Origin of the sequence: Shewanella hanedai (assembly GCF_007197645.1) — a bacterium.
Taxonomy (GTDB): Bacteria; Pseudomonadota; Gammaproteobacteria; order Enterobacterales; family Shewanellaceae; genus Shewanella; species Shewanella hanedai.
On the sequence record NZ_VKGK01000004.1, the window covers coordinates 214640 to 230734 of the forward strand.

At 46.6% G+C, this 16095-nt stretch carries 12 protein-coding genes, 1 pseudogene and 1 riboswitch; of the genes and pseudogenes, 2 read left to right on the plus strand and 11 right to left on the minus strand.

From position 1 onward, the window contains the following. Nucleotides 1-185 precede the first annotated feature (185 nt). From cobO to FN961_RS05555, 8 genes are all read right to left on the minus strand, one after another. Nucleotides 186-836: a cob(I)yrinic acid a,c-diamide adenosyltransferase gene (cobO, locus tag FN961_RS05520; protein ID WP_143563553.1), complete on the minus strand. Its 651-nt coding sequence runs from the start codon at nucleotides 834-836 to the stop codon at nucleotides 186-188. A 96-nt stretch (nucleotides 837-932) separates the two neighbouring features. Next, complete coding sequence (locus FN961_RS05525) at nucleotides 933-2513, minus strand: cobyric acid synthase (RefSeq protein WP_143563554.1); 1581 nt, start codon at nucleotides 2511-2513, stop codon at nucleotides 933-935. A 79-nt stretch (nucleotides 2514-2592) separates the two neighbouring features. Continuing rightward, nucleotides 2593-3135, minus strand: a complete 543-nt coding sequence (gene cobU, locus FN961_RS05530; protein ID WP_143563555.1) for a bifunctional adenosylcobinamide kinase/adenosylcobinamide-phosphate guanylyltransferase — start codon at nucleotides 3133-3135, stop codon at nucleotides 2593-2595. Further along, on the minus strand, nucleotides 3132-3905 hold the full coding sequence (locus FN961_RS05535) for an adenosylcobinamide-GDP ribazoletransferase (protein WP_143563556.1): 774 nt from the start codon (nucleotides 3903-3905) through the stop codon (nucleotides 3132-3134). Before FN961_RS05535 ends, cobU begins: the two co-directional genes overlap by 4 nt. 195 nt (nucleotides 3906-4100) lie before the next feature. Further along, a complete protein-coding gene (gene cobT / locus FN961_RS05540; RefSeq protein ID WP_143563557.1) occupies nucleotides 4101-5141 on the minus strand; it encodes a nicotinate-nucleotide--dimethylbenzimidazole phosphoribosyltransferase in 1041 nt (346 codons plus the stop codon). Nucleotides 5142-5288: 147 nt separating this feature from the next. Beyond that, on the minus strand, nucleotides 5289-6362 hold the full coding sequence (locus FN961_RS05545; RefSeq protein WP_143563558.1) for a FecCD family ABC transporter permease: 1074 nt from the start codon (nucleotides 6360-6362) through the stop codon (nucleotides 5289-5291). Then, nucleotides 6352-7200 (minus strand): ABC transporter ATP-binding protein, encoded by an 849-nt coding sequence (locus FN961_RS05550; protein ID WP_143563559.1) that lies wholly within the window; start codon nucleotides 7198-7200, stop codon nucleotides 6352-6354. The genes FN961_RS05545 and FN961_RS05550 overlap by 11 nt, the downstream gene beginning before the upstream one ends. A gap of 157 nt (nucleotides 7201-7357) precedes the next feature. Beyond that, nucleotides 7358-7575, minus strand: a riboswitch (cobalamin riboswitch). A gap of 200 nt (nucleotides 7576-7775) precedes the next feature. Next, entirely contained in the window at nucleotides 7776-8435 is a 660-nt protein-coding gene (locus tag FN961_RS05555; protein ID WP_143563560.1) for a histidine phosphatase family protein, read from the minus strand. Nucleotides 8436-9101: 666 nt separating this feature from the next. On the opposite strand from FN961_RS05555, the gene metH reads away from it, so the two are divergent. Then, nucleotides 9102-12869, plus strand: coding sequence for a methionine synthase (gene metH / locus FN961_RS05560; protein ID WP_229814667.1), 3768 nt, complete (start codon nucleotides 9102-9104; stop codon nucleotides 12867-12869). A gap of 289 nt (nucleotides 12870-13158) precedes the next feature. On the opposite strand, the gene FN961_RS05565 is transcribed toward metH, so the two are convergent. Both FN961_RS05565 and FN961_RS05570 read right to left on the minus strand, forming a co-directional pair. Continuing rightward, the gene (locus FN961_RS05565) at nucleotides 13159-13488 is read right to left on the minus strand and encodes a hypothetical protein (RefSeq protein WP_143563561.1); all 330 of its coding nucleotides are present in this window, start codon (nucleotides 13486-13488) and stop codon (nucleotides 13159-13161) included. A gap of 176 nt (nucleotides 13489-13664) precedes the next feature. Further along, a complete protein-coding gene (locus FN961_RS05570) occupies nucleotides 13665-14111 on the minus strand; it encodes a hypothetical protein (protein ID WP_143563562.1) in 447 nt (148 codons plus the stop codon). 129 nt (nucleotides 14112-14240) lie between these two features. Here FN961_RS05570 and FN961_RS26245 point away from each other — a divergent pair. Next, nucleotides 14241-14439 (plus strand): annotated as a pseudogene (locus FN961_RS26245) (vitamin B12 dependent-methionine synthase activation domain-containing protein); the annotation flags it as partial. A gap of 401 nt (nucleotides 14440-14840) precedes the next feature. Here FN961_RS26245 and FN961_RS05580 read toward each other — a convergent pair. Next, nucleotides 14841-15881, minus strand: a complete 1041-nt coding sequence (locus FN961_RS05580; protein ID WP_143563563.1) for a transposase — start codon at nucleotides 15879-15881, stop codon at nucleotides 14841-14843. Nucleotides 15882-16095: the final 214 nt, after the last annotated feature.

Sequence of the window (16095 nt, forward strand, 5' to 3'; positions counted from 1 at the left end):
GGAAGCAAAAACGCAGACAATACCGCCCTCATTCTGAGCAGGAAGATATTTCAAATCTGGATATTTCACAGCGCTCGAAGTTGTGACTAAGCCGTCAAGCTTTCTCAGCCCATGAGCATACGAGTAGTATGTAATTGGGTGAGAAAGCGCAGACAATAACGCCACGGTGGTGAGCACAAAGAAATTTAGTAATCGAAGCCAGGCTGGGCTTTGATTCCTGCATCAAATGCGTGTTTGAGGGGAACCACCTCGCTCACGGTATCAGCTAACTCAATGATTGCCCGGTGACATGCTCTGCCCGTCACTATCACATGCTGCATTTTCGGTCTGTTCTTCAGTGCTTCTATGACTCGCTCAACATCGAGGTAGTGGTAACTCACCATGTAGGTCAACTCATCGAGCATGAGACAATCTATGCTCTCATCTTTGAGTAAAGCTTCTGCGGCTTCCCACGCTTGTTCAGCGGCTTGAGTATCTTTTTCTCTGTCTTGGGTCTCCCAGGTAAAACCAGTGCCCATCACATGGAAATCAACGCCTGCACCTTCGAGTAAGGTGCGTTCGCCACATGCCCAGTTACCTTTAATAAATTGCACTACCGCAGCCTTTTGGCCGTGGCCAACAGCGCGAGCGATGGTGCCAAAACCAGAGGTGGACTTACCTTTACCGTTGCCAGTTAATACCAGCAGGATCCCTTTCTCCTCTTGAGCCGCTGCTATTTTAGCATCAACGGTCTCTTTGACTCTTTGCTGTCTCTCTTTATGACGAGCAGCTTTGCGCTCTTCCAGCGTCAGTTCGGTGTTATCTTTGGCGCCTGAAGTCTCATTATTATCAGTCATGGTATTTCCGTAAATTAATTAATCGTGTCGAGTGAAATCTAGCTCCAGAGATAAACTCAAGATGACCAGCTCCAACTCGAAGCTCCCTGCTTGTCGCTAAGATGCTGTTAAAATGTCTTCTATTTTCTCTATGTCTAAATCTTGTTCTAATTGATCAGCAAACCGGTTTAGCTGCTCTTCGCGAATGGCATCAATGTCCACCACTTCCGCATTATCTAGTCCCGCCCATTTGAGAATAAGCGTACACGCCTCAGGAGAATCAAATAAGCCATGCAGATAAGTACCAAATATCTGACCGTCAGCTGACAGCATGCCGTCGCTGAACGATTCATCCTCGGTCACGATTCTCATCGGTTGATTTGGCGTTGGATCGGCAGTTAATACGCGGGACTGTCCACAATGGATCTCACACCCCTTAACCTCAGCTTGTTCACCAAGTAGAGATAGCTGACCGCTAACTTGCCTTAACACCTTGTCAGGCTTAAGTTCGGTCACCAAAGAGAAGTAGCCTAGGCCGTCACAATCTCCCGCTTCGCCTTCAACGCCGCTAGGATCATCAATCAGTAAACCCAGCATCTGATAACCGCCACACAGCCCCACCACCTTACCACCATATCTAAGATGTTTAGCCACACCGATATCCCAGCCTTGCTCGTGCATAAAGGCCAAATCAGCCCTCACGTTTTTACTGCCGGGGAGGATAATAAGATCCGCTTGTGGAAGTTCAGTGCTATTGGCTTGGGATTGGGTCTGCATCGAGACGTAATTAAATTGTATCTGAGGATGCAATCGCAGCGGATCGAAATCCGTATGGTTACTGATCCGTGGGAAGACCAACACCAGCACTTTTAGCTTGCTCGCTTGTGACTTCGTTGGCGATTCAATCAGGGCATCTTCAGCATCAAGATGCAGGTCGTGCAAATAGGGCAACACTCCAAGTACCGGCTTATTCGTGTAAGCCTCAAGCCAATCTAAACCTGATTGGAGTAAGGCAATATCGCCACGAAAACGGTTAATGACAAAGCCTTTCACTCTTGCTTGCTCAGATTCAGAAAGCAGCGCTAGCGTGCCAACGAGATGAGCAAACACGCCGCCTTTATCAATGTCGGCAATGATAATCACCGGGCAATCCACCGCTTCGGCAAACCCCATATTGGCAATATCACCTTCACGCAGGTTTATCTCTGCCGGGCTGCCCGCTCCCTCCACAAAAATGGTGTCATATTGGGCTGATAAACGATTAAAAGAGTCGAGCACCGCCGACATCGCCTTAACTCTGTAGCCCTGTTTTTCTTTAACGCGCTCGCCATGCAGACCAAAAAAGGTTTTAGCCTCCATTTGATCCAATGCTTTGCCCTGCACAATTACCTGAGCCCCAGTATCAGAGCTGGGTTTAAGTAAGATGGGGTTGAAATCTGTGTGCAGTGGTAGCCCACAGGCGATCGCCTGCAACGCTTGCGCTCGACCAATTTCACCACCATCGGCGGTTACGGCTGAATTGAGCGCCATATTCTGTGGCTTAAAGGGGGCGACGTTAACACCACGGCGAGCAAACAGGCGACATAGCCCTGCCACTAACGTGCTCTTGCCCGCATCGGATGTTGTGCCTTGTACCATGAGTACCTTGGCAGCTTGACTCTCATCGCCTCTATTCTTAGATGGATGACTTGGTTTCATACTTGTCTCGCCTTGAGCTTATGCTCTGCTAACTTTTAGTTATTGTTGTTATTGCCCATATCATTTCAAGATACAGGATTTAGCCTTTCAATCTAATCGGTAATCCCGCGGTAACCAGCACAACCTCATCGGCAATGGTTGCGATATCCTGATGAAGCCAGCCTGCCTCATCGACAAAACGGCGGCTCAACTCCCCCAGCGGCACGATGCCACATCCCACCTCATTGCTGACGAGATAGATCTCCCCAGCAAGCGTAGGCAGTGCTTGTAATAGGCTATGTTTCGCGGCTTTCCAACGCTCATCAACCTCACTTTGGGGTTCGATAAGCAGATGGTTAGTTAACCAAAGCGTTAAGCAATCGATCACGATGACCCTATCGTCTCTGGCAATCTCTCTGAGTGTGTCGACTAAGGTAAACGGGGTTTCAAAGGACTGCCATTGCACCCTATCTTGCGCTCTATCAACTTGGTGTCTGGCAATTCTGTCACGCATTTCATCATCGAGCGCTTGAGCCGTCGCCAGATAAACACATTCATAGCCTTGAGCTGACAACTCAGTGGCAGCTTGGGTCGCAAAACGGGTTTTACCGCTTCTTGCGCCGCCTAATATCAAATGGATCACAGTAAAAATCCTAATAATATAAGATAACAAGTTAACTCAGACACTTGCTGAGCAGCTCCTAAAGTGTCTCCGGTATACCCGCCAATTTGACGATGAAAGAAACGGATAATCACCCAACGTAGTAGCACAAGACCAACGGCAATATACACAGCAGCACTTAGATTGCTAAACCAAAGTACGGCAACACCCGTGGCCAACAGGATCAACAATTCATTCAGCGTTTGGTTCTGAGCCAGAGGTTTACTCTTACTGCTTGCATCGTCACGAATATAGGCTTGAGAGAAGATAATACTCGCGGCCAGCACTCGGCTCAGACAATGGCCAACGAGCAGAGCCACAATCACCACTTCAGGGTTATAAAGCGCCAGCTCACTCAGCACAACAAACTTCAGCATGAGCGCCATCACCAGAGCTAAAGCCCCATAAGTGCCTATTGTCGAATCTTTCATGATCCTGAGTTTGTCAGCAACAGTCCAACCACCGCCTAAACCATCAGCAGTATCAGCTAAGCCATCTTCATGAAAACCGCCCGTCACCACTATTCCCGTCATCATGGCCAAAATGATACTCACCGAAGCTGGCAGAAATTGAGTACTGAGTCCATAAACCAGTGCACTAATCCCCCCAACTAAGAGCCCCACCAAGCCGAAGTAACGGTTGGCCTGATTAAGATTCTCGGCATCGACTTTGAGCCATCCGGGCATGGGGATCCGAGTAAAGAAGCCCATGGCAATCAAAAAAAGCGTCACTTGTTTACGACAAACGTCCATAAATACATCCATAAAAGGAACAACAGGCAGTGTAAAATTTTGGGCTAAAAACTGGGGAAATGAGCCTCAGATGACAAATTAAAGCCGGATCTTGAGATAAACTCAAAATCCGGCTTTAACGTGAACCTAACGACTCATCACTCACAGCCAGTAAGCTCTAGCTCGCAGCCCCTAACTAATGGGCGAAACCCGTAGTTAAATCTCAATTCCCGCATCACTGAAACTGGCCATCTCATTATAAAATGCGGCAGCGGCTTGGATAATCGGCAGCGAAAGCGCAGCCCCAGAGCCTTCACCCAGTCTCATATCAAGTTTTAACAGTGGACGCGCATGTAGATGCTCCATCATTAAACAGTGACCACGCTCATCGGATTGATGACCAAAAATCATATAATCACGCACATTCGGGTTAATCTTAACCGCAAGAAGCGCCGCGGCGGTGGCAATAAAACCGTCGATGATCACTAACATGTTTCTTTCTGCAGCGGCTAGCATAGCACCGGTCATCTGCACGATTTCAAACCCACCAAGACAGGCCAGAATATTGTAAGGGTCGGTCAACTCTGATTCATGAATATGCAGTGCTTGCTCCACCAGCGTTTGTTTATGTTTTAAGGTATCGGCGTCAATGCCGGTGCCGCGTCCCACACAATCTATGCAATCCATCTCCATAAGCGTCGCCATTATCGCCGCCGCAGATGAAGTATTACCGATGCCCATCTCTCCCAACGCGATTAAATTACAGCCTTGTTGGTGATGATACTCAACACGCTCTCGTGCCATCTCCATACCTTGCATCACACTCTTTAAAGGCATCGCAGCTTGACGATGAATAGGAGCTGTTCCCGCGCCCAGTCGCTGATCGATAATGCCATCAACGCCTTCCAACGGCTTCAAAATCCCACAATCAATCACTTCAAGATCAAAGCCTACCTGACGGCAAAAGACATTGATGGCAGCGCCACCATTAATGAAATTCACCACCATTTGAGTCGTCACTTCACTCGGTGCTATCGATACCCCAAAAGCGGAAATGCCATGATCTGCGGCAAAAACCAAAAGTTTTGGATTCGATATTTTAGGTTGATCCTTACCTAACACTCGCGCTATCTGCTTTGCTAGGTGTTCAAGCTCACCTAGTGCCCCTAATGGCTTGGTTTTATTATCAATGATGCTCTGTATCTCGTCATCGAATTCATGACTGACCGGCGTAATATCAAACCCAATAGCGAACATATTTAGTACCTTAAATTTAATTATTTTTAGTTTTAGCTTTAATTTTACTGTTAAAGAAATAAGTCATAAGTCGTAGCTAAAGACCCACCCAAGAAAGCATGAAAGCGAAAAGGTCGCAAGCCCTCCTCCTCATATTTACCTTAGAATTCAGTTTTTCCGTCCCAAAATAGCCAAGAAAAAGACACTGCCAATCACAGCTGTAATGATCCCAACGGGTAACTCTTGATGGCTTAAAAGACTGCGGGCCAGCACATCAACCCACACCATGAACAACCCACCAAACAGGGCGGTAGTCATCAAGGAAAAAGACCCTGGAAACAACATCCTAACCGTATGAGGGATCATTAAACCAACGAAGCCTATCCCACCACAGTTAGCCACCAAAATGGCGGTGATTAACGAGCACAGCAGCAACATCTGCAAACGCAGACGGCCGACATTCACGCCCAAGGTATGAGCCGTTTCATCTCCAGCTCGCATCGCCATTATCTGACGCTTAAATAACAGTATGATGACCGTTGCACCACTCACCACGATGGCAGGTAATATCAATCCTTCCCAACTGGCTTTAGCAAAGCTGCCCAAGCTCCAAAACAGTACAGAAGCCGCCGCTTGCGGGCTGGAAAAATAGAGCAACAAACTGGTTAACGCCCCAAACATGAATGAGATAGCAACACCAGAAAGCAGCATTCGCTCAATCTGACTGCTCATGGTTCGGCCACATAAACTCAGCACCATAAGCACTGATAATCCAGCCCCAATAAAGGCGCCCAGTGGCAGACTAAACCACTCCAGAGTGTCAAGCAGATCAGCCCCTGCAAACAGGCTTAAACCAGAAAAGAGCCCTGAACTTGCCAGCAGCCCTGAGCCACCAAACAAGGTCAGCACCATCACAGCCCCAAACGAAGCGCCGGAGGAAATGCCAAACAGATAGGGATCCGCCAAAGGATTACGGGTGACGGTTTGCAACACGCTGCCCGCAATAGACAGCCCCGCGCCAGCAATGAACGCCAGCAATACTCTCGGAAATCTAAGTTCGATGATAATCCGCTCGGCAATCCCCGACACCTTGCCGATATCTAACGTGTTATGCAGCAACACATTCACCACATCAGCAAATGACAGGTTAGCAGCACCAAAACTGGCAGCGGATATCAATGAGATAATACTGAGCACCAGCAGAGCACTAATCACCCAAGCATTATTGACACTAGCCTTCATGATCTTTATCCCCTGCACTAAGGTTATCGTAGCCGTAGAAATAACTGATCTGTGGGTTGCCGTGCTGGGGATGCACCTCCACCTTGCAACACACGCCGAATACCTCGCCAATTCGCTGCTCTGTTAACACCTCACTCGGGGTGCCATGGGAGATGGCTTTGCCGCTGTCCAGAAGCAATAGTTGATCGCACAATGCACTGGCAAGATTGAGATCATGAATAGAGGTGATAACCGAAATGCTCAGGCTACGCAGCAGTTCTAAAATCTGGATCTGGTAACGGATATCGAGATGATTCGTCGGCTCATCTAGAATCAGCAATTTAGGTCGCTGTACGATGGCTCTGGCAATAAGCGCACGCTGTTTTTCACCACCTGAAAGATGCTCATAAGCCTGCTTTGCCTTATGGCACAATCCCACCTTGGCCAAAGCATCGCTCACAATCTCTCGATCACTTGCATTCGTTACCTCAAAAGGCCCTTTGTGCGGCGTTAAACCAATGGCCACCAACTGCTCAGTGGTCAAATCAAAATGGTGCGGTGTATCTTGCAGCACCACAGCAACTTGCTTAGCAAACTCCTTGGCAGACAGGATTGAGATATCTTCGCCAAACAGGGTAATACTGCCAGAATGTGGCTTAATATAACGATACAAGCAACGCAGCAAGCTAGACTTTCCAGCGCCGTTAGGGCCAATAATGCCTAACATCTTTCCCTCAGGCAGAGAGAAATGAATGTCAGATAAGATCTCACGTCGATCCGCTAACCAGGTTAAGCCTTTAACCATTAGCACTGCGTTCTTAGAGGGGGTCACTTCAGGCATGTGAATCTGTCTCGCCATGGATTAAATCAATGAAAGCGCGTTTTGGGGGCAGCATGAAAATCGAGACACGACTGGTCTCGTAAGCTTGAGTATTGATGAGAAAAGTGCGGCACAGCGCTTTCGCACAGTGAAAAAAAATCATCTGAAATGCCCCCTCAAGTCACCCGCTTGAGTTCAATCGCGACAAAATTAGGCAGGTATCCTGACTCATGTTTTAAGGAAGGGATCAGATTCTAGGTTCTAAGCCCTAGATTTAGGTCCTCACAGCTTCTTTAAAGCACTCACAGTTGCGGGTACAGTTTGGGCTATCTCCGTTAATGATTAACATTTACGGTTCCCAATTCCCTTTTAAGATTGAGTTCGCTTTCAAGCGCTTTGTTGTACTCAGCACTTGCTCGCTCCCAACACCTAACTTTGCGGATCTGTCATTCTCTACGAGTAAATCTCGATAGCAGAGTCATCACAGATCCTAAGTGGCGCTATTATGCCGTGTTTAACACGCTAGGCAAACAGTAGCGATTGAATTGTCAGTCATTAATCTTTAAATCCCCCAACGTTAGGGGGACAACTCAGCCTCTTGCAGTGAGTTGAAATCAACCCCAATGCAACTTAGTGAAGTGTTCCCCTTGAGGTGAGCTATAAACGGTGATTTTAACAATCGATGCGTAAGCGAGTGCCAATTGAGTATAAAACCCTGCAACGCCAGTCGCGCCTAAAGCTTTGGACATCAGATGACGAATAACCCCGCCATGGGTGACAAGTAACAGTGTTTGCCCAGCATACTGACTCACGATACTGTCCCAACTCTTATTCACTCTTGACTCAAATGCCTGCATTGTCTCGCCATTAGGCGGAGTAAAAGCCCACGGATTTTTCCAGTACATCTCAATCACATCGGCACTGTTTTCATATAAGGTCTCTAAGGTTTCGCCATCCCAGTCACCAAAATCAATCTCCTTCAGGCCATCCTCCATCTTTAACGGGATCCCTTTTTCGAGATAAATTGACAGCGCAAACTCACTGCAGCGGCGTAATGGCGAACAGATCACCTGTTCAAAGCCGGTTTCTCGGTCAAATTCAGGGTCAAGGTCAAGCTGCTCAATCGCTTGCTTCATCCGTGTTTTACCAAGAGCACTTAAAGCCACATCGGTTTGACCTCGAAGTATCTGGCCTCCCTCACATTCACCATGGCGCATCAAATACAGATTTGTTGTTTTACCATTACTCCAATCCTGACTTTCACTCTTTACCATGCTAATCCCCTTAACCTTTCAACGTTCACTAAGCAGTATCGGTCTCTCATTTAGCACATCAAATACAGACTTGTTGTTTTACCATTACTTCACTCTACCTCAACCCTGACTTTCACTCTTTACCATGCTAATCCCCTTAACCTTTCAACGTTCACTAAGCAGTATCGATCTCTCATCTGGCGCATCAAATACAGACTTGTTGTTTTACCATTACTTCTCTCTACCCCAACCCTGAGTTTCACTCTTTACCATGCTAATCCCCTTAACCTTTCAACGTTCACTAAGCAGCGAGTATTTGCCCATCATCAACCACAATCACCATCGCGCATCAAATACCACTTATCTAACTCATCGTGCTTGCTTCACATAGCCTATAACGATAACACTCTAATACCAATCGATATCAAGATGCGATTGTTCGACAAAAATTTAGCGTATTTTTAATGCTTATTTTTAATGTTTATAAGGTATAAACAAGGGTACTCGACACTCATGGACGTCTGGTTTATTATGGACGTCTATACGTATAAACATCTAAAATATTTTTTGAACATGCTATTCATCACAACTGTCAAAAGAATCAGATAAATAGTTGAAAGTACGTAACTATAATAATAGACACATGCTTGAGCCTGAGCAATTAAGTCGTTAAAACAGGTAGAATCTATGACCACTGGCATCCTCAACACCACAGAATTTAAAACAAAAGGTCAACAGCTCGAACTCAAGCTGACTAAGCAACTGAGCGAAGGGATCCTCATTCTCGACGGCGCCATGGGCACCATGATCCAAGATCGTAAGTTTGAAGAGGAAGATTTTCGCGGCGAACGCTTTAAAGACTGGCCAAGCGATGTCAAAGGCAACAATGACCTGTTAGTGCTCACACAACCTGACGCCATCAAACGCATTCATAAAGATTACCTGCTTGCTGGTGCCGATATTATCGAGACCAACACCTTCAACGCCACCCGTATCGCCATGGCCGATTACGACATGCAAGACTTGTCGGCAGAAATCAACCTTCAAGGCGCACGCTTAGCGCGTGCTGCCTGTGATGAAGTCGAAGCTGAGACTGGCCGTTCATGTTATGTCGCTGGTGTGCTTGGCCCGACCAACCGTACCTGCTCAATCAGCCCAGATGTGAATGATCCTGGTTACCGTAACGTCAGCTTCGATGAACTGGTCGAAGCCTATGTTGAATCGATCAATGCCCTTATCGAAGGCGGCGCCGATCTCATCATGGTCGAAACCATCTTCGATACCTTGAACGCCAAGGCTGCGCTGTTTGCTATCGAAACCGTCTACGACACCTTAGGCGGACGTCTGCCAATTATGATCTCTGGCACCATTACCGATGCCTCTGGTCGTACACTCACAGGTCAAACAACCGAAGCATTTTACAACTCATTACGTCACGTTAAGCCCCTGTCTATCGGCCTTAACTGTGCCCTCGGTCCCAAAGAGCTGCGCCCTTACGTCGAAGAGCTGTCTAAGATTTCTGAATGTTTTGTCTCAGCTCACCCGAATGCGGGACTGCCAAATGAGTTTGGTGGCTATGATGAAACCCCTAAACAGATGGCCGATATTATTGGCGAGTGGGCCCAAGAGGGTTTCCTCAATATTATCGGTGGCTGTTGTGGTACCACGCCAGCTCATATCCGCGCGATCCGTGAAGCCGTCATTAAGCACCAAGCCCGTGTGTTACCCGATATTCCAGTGGCTTGCCGCCTATCAGGGCTTGAGCCGCTAACCATCGACAAAAATTCACTGTTTTTAAACGTCGGTGAACGCACCAACGTGACTGGCTCAGCCAAGTTCCTGCGGCTCATAAAAACCGGCGCCTATGAAGAAGCACTCAGTGTCGCCCGTGAGCAAGTTGAAAGTGGCGCACAGGTCATCGACATCAACATGGATGAAGGCATGCTTGATGGCGCAGAGGTGATGCACAAATTCCTCAACCTTATCGCCTCTGAACCTGATATCTCTCGTGTACCGATTATGATCGACTCCTCTAAATGGGAAGTGATTGAAGCGGGACTTAAGTGTATCCAAGGCAAAGGCATCGTTAACTCCATCTCCCTAAAAGAGGGCGAAGAGAAGTTTATCGAGCAAGCCACTTTAGTGAAACGCTATGGCGCGGCGGCGATTATCATGGCGTTCGATGAGCAAGGCCAAGCCGACACTAAAGCACGTAAAATCGAAATTTGTACCCGCGCTTATCGCGTGTTGGTCGACAAAGTGGGCTTCCCACCTGAAGATATCATCTTCGACCCAAACATCTTTGCCATCGCCACGGGTATCGAAGAGCACGACAACTACGCCGTTGACTTTATTGAAGCGACTGCCGAGATTAAACGTACCCTGCCACACGCCATGATATCCGGCGGTGTATCGAACGTGTCGTTCTCGTTCCGTGGTAATAACCCTGTACGAGAAGCCATTCACGCCGTGTTCCTCTACCATGCGATTCAAGCGGGAATGGACATGGGTATCGTCAACGCCGGACAGCTGGCGATTTATGATGATATCGACCCTGAGTTAAAGGAGCGAGTTGAGGCGATTGTGCAGAACTTGCCATGTACCGCTGTCGATAAAAACGGTGAGCCGACGAACAACACTGAGCTGCTATTAGAAGTCGCCGAGAAGTTCCGTGGTGACGGCAGCCAAGCTGCCAAGAAAGAAGATCTCGAATGGCGCACTAAGCCAGTCAATGAACGTCTCGCCCACGCACTGGTTAAAGGCATCACCGACTTTATTGACCTAGATACTGAAGAAGCCCGTGCTGCCGCAACACGACCACTGGATGTGATTGAGGGTCCGCTGATGGACGGCATGAATATCGTTGGCGATCTCTTTGGCTCAGGTAAAATGTTCCTACCGCAGGTGGTTAAATCAGCCCGCGTAATGAAAAAAGCCGTGGCGTACCTCAACCCTTATATCGAACTCGAAAAGACCCCAGGTCAATCGAACGGTAAGATCTTAATGGTCACGGTAAAAGGGGATGTCCACGATATCGGCAAGAACATTGTCGGCGTGGTACTGGCCTGTAACGGTTATGAAGTGATTGATTTAGGCGTGATGGTGCCCGTTGAGAAGATTATCGATGTGGCCGTTGCCGAAAACGTCGACATCATCGGCATGTCAGGGCTTATCACCCCAAGTCTCGATGAGATGGTTCACAACGTTAAAGCCTTCCATAAAGCAGGCCTAACAATCCCATCGATTATCGGCGGCGCGACCTGTTCAAAAATCCATACCGCAGTTAAGATTGCCCCCCATGCACCAACGGGCGCGATCTACATTGCCGACGCCTCACGCGCCGTGCCTATGGTATCGAAACTGATAAACAACGAAACTCGCCAAGCGACCATTGATGCTGCTTACCAAGAGTATGATGTAATGCGCGAAAAGCGTTTGTCACAGGCAAAACGCAAAGTGATCACCTCTATTGAAGCGGCGCGTGAAAATCGCTGCCAGCACGATTGGGAAAACTACACTCCGTTTGTGCCTAACCTACTGGGTCGTCAGGTGTTTGATGACTATCCACTCGAAGACTTAGTTGAGCGTATCGATTGGACGCCGTTTTTCCGCAGCTGGGAGCTACACGGGCACTTCCCACAAATCTTAACCGACAAAGTCGTCGGCGAAGAAGCCACTAAGCTGTTTGCCGATGGCAAAGCCATGCTTAAACAGATCATCGATGGAAAATGGCTCACCGCCAAAGCAGTGATCGGCCTGTTCCCAGCAAACACAGTGGGACATGATGACATCGAACTCTACTCTTCTGAGGGGACAGACGAAACACGCGACAAGCCTATAATGACCCTACATCACCTGCGCATGCAGATAGAACGTGTCGGTAACGACAACTTCTGTCTAGCCGATTTTGTTGCGCCAAAAGACTCTGGCGTCGCCGATTACATGGGCGGCTTCGCCGTCACCACAGGTCATGGCATCGACGAACACGTGGCACGTTTCGAAGCTGACCACGATGACTACAACGCCATCATGGTCAAGTGTCTCGCTGACCGTTTAGCCGAAGCCTTTGCCGAGCGTATGCATGAACGAGTCCGTAAAGAGTTCTGGGGTTATGCACCTGATGAAGTGCTCGATAACGAGTCACTGATCCGTGAAAAGTACAAAGGCATACGTCCAGCACCGGGTTACCCTGCGTGTCCTGATCACACCGAAAAAGGGCTGTTGTGGGACTTGCTAAAGCCTGATGAAACCATAGGTTTGAACATCACTGAAAGCTACGCCATGTTCCCAACGGCAGCTGTTTCTGGCTGGTATTTTGCCCATCCTAAATCACGTTACTTTGGCGTGACCAATATTGGGCGAGATCAGGTAGAGGATTATGCGATGAGGAAAGGGATGAGTATTGAGGATACAGAGCGCTGGTTGGCACCAGTTTTGGACTATGACCCTGAATAAAAAGGATGTTGAGTAGGCAGCCCTGAGCGGGATAGTAAGCGGGTTACTCTTTTTATGTTTGATCGTCATCCCGGCGATGCTTTTAGCCGGGATCTATTCTTGGCTTTAGAAGGTTAGTTTTTCCAAACTTCGTTTGGATTAAGGTCGTGGGTTTTCAACCCACACCCGACCAAAAGGGGGAAAGCGCCAGTCCCCCTTATTGGAAATCCCTCGGCGCCCCGGCGAAATCCTTCTGAAAAACGAAGGATTTCCAACGGGAAAATGTTGTAGCTTTAGGCGGCGTTTGGAATCAATTAAAGGTATGGCTGTCCTGTCTTTTTTCTTTAGCTATTGACGGGCGCCCCTTAGAAATATTCGTACACCCCATCTTTCTAGCATAAGCCTCAGCTTGAGAAGTTACTTCTTTTTTAGATTCACTGTAGAAAATACAGAACTCGAAATCAGTAACTGATTCCAAGAGACTTGCCCACAAAACATAAGGTGACGTAGGAGAAAGATTTTCAACATTAATTGCAATTTCATACATCTCATTCAGTGTTAAATCGGGCATACAATTATTGTTACCTGAAAGGTAAGCCATATTTTTCGATCTATTTAGTAAAACTGTAAATTTATACATATTAAAACCTCATTTGAACTTTAACGATTACACCATCATAAATAGTGATTAATAATCGCAATAATGTGAAGCGAAGAGAAACAAGTTAACTAAGGCATCCATAATTATTCTATCTAATCTAATCTAATCTAATCTCATTTCAGATAATTGACTAGAATTCAAGTATCAGAAGGCGGTCAGGTTATATCCGTAGCTAATGTAGATTTATTTGATATCAACTTATCAATAATACTCGTTAATTCCACAGCTCTATTGTAGCCACACATACACTGACGCTGAATAAAAGAGATCCTCTTACTGTTCAAGAGAATCTCTTTTTTCATCTTAATATTAAGAATCACATGCCCATGACTTAGATAAGACTCTATAAGTATATATTTAATCAGCTCAGCCTCTAATTTAGAGACTCCACTAGCAAATTTAACACTTTCTGCTTCGCCATTATATTTCAGATACCTTTGAACTAGTGGGCGATTATTTTTTTGATCTCTAGCCCATTTAAAACTTGCCTTTGCACTCTCAGGGCCCCTTATTTTTGACGAAAAGTATACTGAATCGTCAAAAAATGTGGTTATAAAAACCGAATATTTACGCTCGACCAACTTTGATTTAACAACTCTCATTTCAACTCCAATTTTTAAAATACTAGATATGTAACTAGTCGCTACATGAATGTATAGCAACAAAGTTGCGGTTTCTGAGCTAGAAAAAATAAAAGTCTTAAAATCATAACCTTAAAAACATAAAAAGCGTTAAGTATCACTGAGAGCTACGCATACTCCCAACGGCTGCTGTATCTGGCTGGTATTTTGCCCATCCTAAATCACGTTACTTTGGCGTGACCAACTATAGGCCGAGATCAGGTAGAGGATTATGCACAAAGGAATAGAGATGAGTATTGAGGATACAGAGCGCTGGCTTGCACCAGTGTTGGACTATGATGTTGAGTAATCATAGAGTTACTCTTTTTATGTCCAAACTTCGTTTGGATTAAGGTCGTGGAATTCCATTCCCTTCTTGTAATAAAAAGTAGGGCAAGAAGGGGATCAACAGCAATCCAAATGCTTCCATGCACAAAGGCCAGTTCGCCCTCCTTGGCTCTCGCTCATAAGCACAGTCACCAAAGGTGACTATTCGCCTTGCATCTCCCCTTGCCGCCCCGACGAAGTTACATGCATTGAGTTCGGGCCTTGTATTCCATTTCAAATAGCTAACGCTTCCAATGGTACATCCTGTACCTCGAAAGCTAAGCTCGCATCCATGCGAGCTTTACGCAATTTGAAACTCTATACTTCGGCAACTTCCAACGGGGGAGTCTTGTAACCTGCAGCGGCGTTTGGCTTCTCGTCATTTTAGGGTGATGGATGAATTGCTTGGCTAGAGGCCTTACCTTTGCACCATTTCCCGCTTTGGTGCTTCCTCTTAAATTCACACATGGTATCCCAACGACCACTAATTCCACTGTATTGACGGCGAAACTCTTGGGTTGAGGTTAACCAAGCATCTGATGAAATACCAAGTTCACAAAGTAGTTTAGGACGACTTGAATCAATGAAGCCTTTCTTATCATGCCTAATAGCTCTGCCTGTCCAATCAATGAGTTGTAGGTAATCAGAAAAGTGAAATGGAATACCGGATTGTGTTCCCTGGTGAGCTGCACCATCAAATTCAGCAAGGGCTTTTAATGGCATCACAGTGATAGTGACTGCCATATCTTTTGTTTTTAGCGCTTTTTCTTCAGTATTTCGTGTTGTATTTAACTCGGTAATACGCTCTTGAATAGAAGTGAAATCAGAAGTTTGCAGCGAGTCAGCAATCCCCGCTCTGATAGGGTTTAAATCCACATACATCATACATGCAAGGACTGCTTGTTCATCGAGCAAAGCTTGTGACTTGAAACGTCCCTCCCAGAAAGCACCTTTACACTCATCTTCACGATTAGCTTTGCGTGCAACCTCCTCATTGAGGCAGCGCATAAACCAGCTAATACTCGATAAGCGTTCCTGCCACTCTGCGATAAGGCCATCCAGCAGTATCTGCTCCCCCTCAATAAGCCCTTCACCTTTCATGTATTTAGAAGCCACTTCATTACCGTGGAATAACTGCTGCCAGCGACTAATCACATCTCGATGACTTAAGGCATTAGCTTCATTCAAGTCAATCTTGAGCACTAAATGATAGTGATTGCTCATCACCGCATAAGCACATATATCAATACAAAATATGGTAGAAAGCGCTTTGATTTTATCGACAATCCAGCCACGTCTATGCTCAAAACTCTTTCCCGTCAGTTTATCTTCACCGCAGAGGTAAGCCCTTCTAACACAACGATTAATCACATGATAAAATGGCGTTGTTTCTGCATCGATTAAAATCCGGCGAGCTGAAGTCATAGAAGCTACCTCATAGAAAACTAAAGCAAGATAACTTAAAGCCTAGTAAGAGATAGCTCAAAAGACAAAAGATATGGCTGTCCTATCTTTCTGAGGGTGATGGATGAATTGCTTGGCTAGAGGCCTTACCTTTGCACCATTTCCCGCTTTGGTGCTTCCTCTTAAATTCACACATGGTATCCCAACGACCACTAATTCCACTGTATTGACGGCG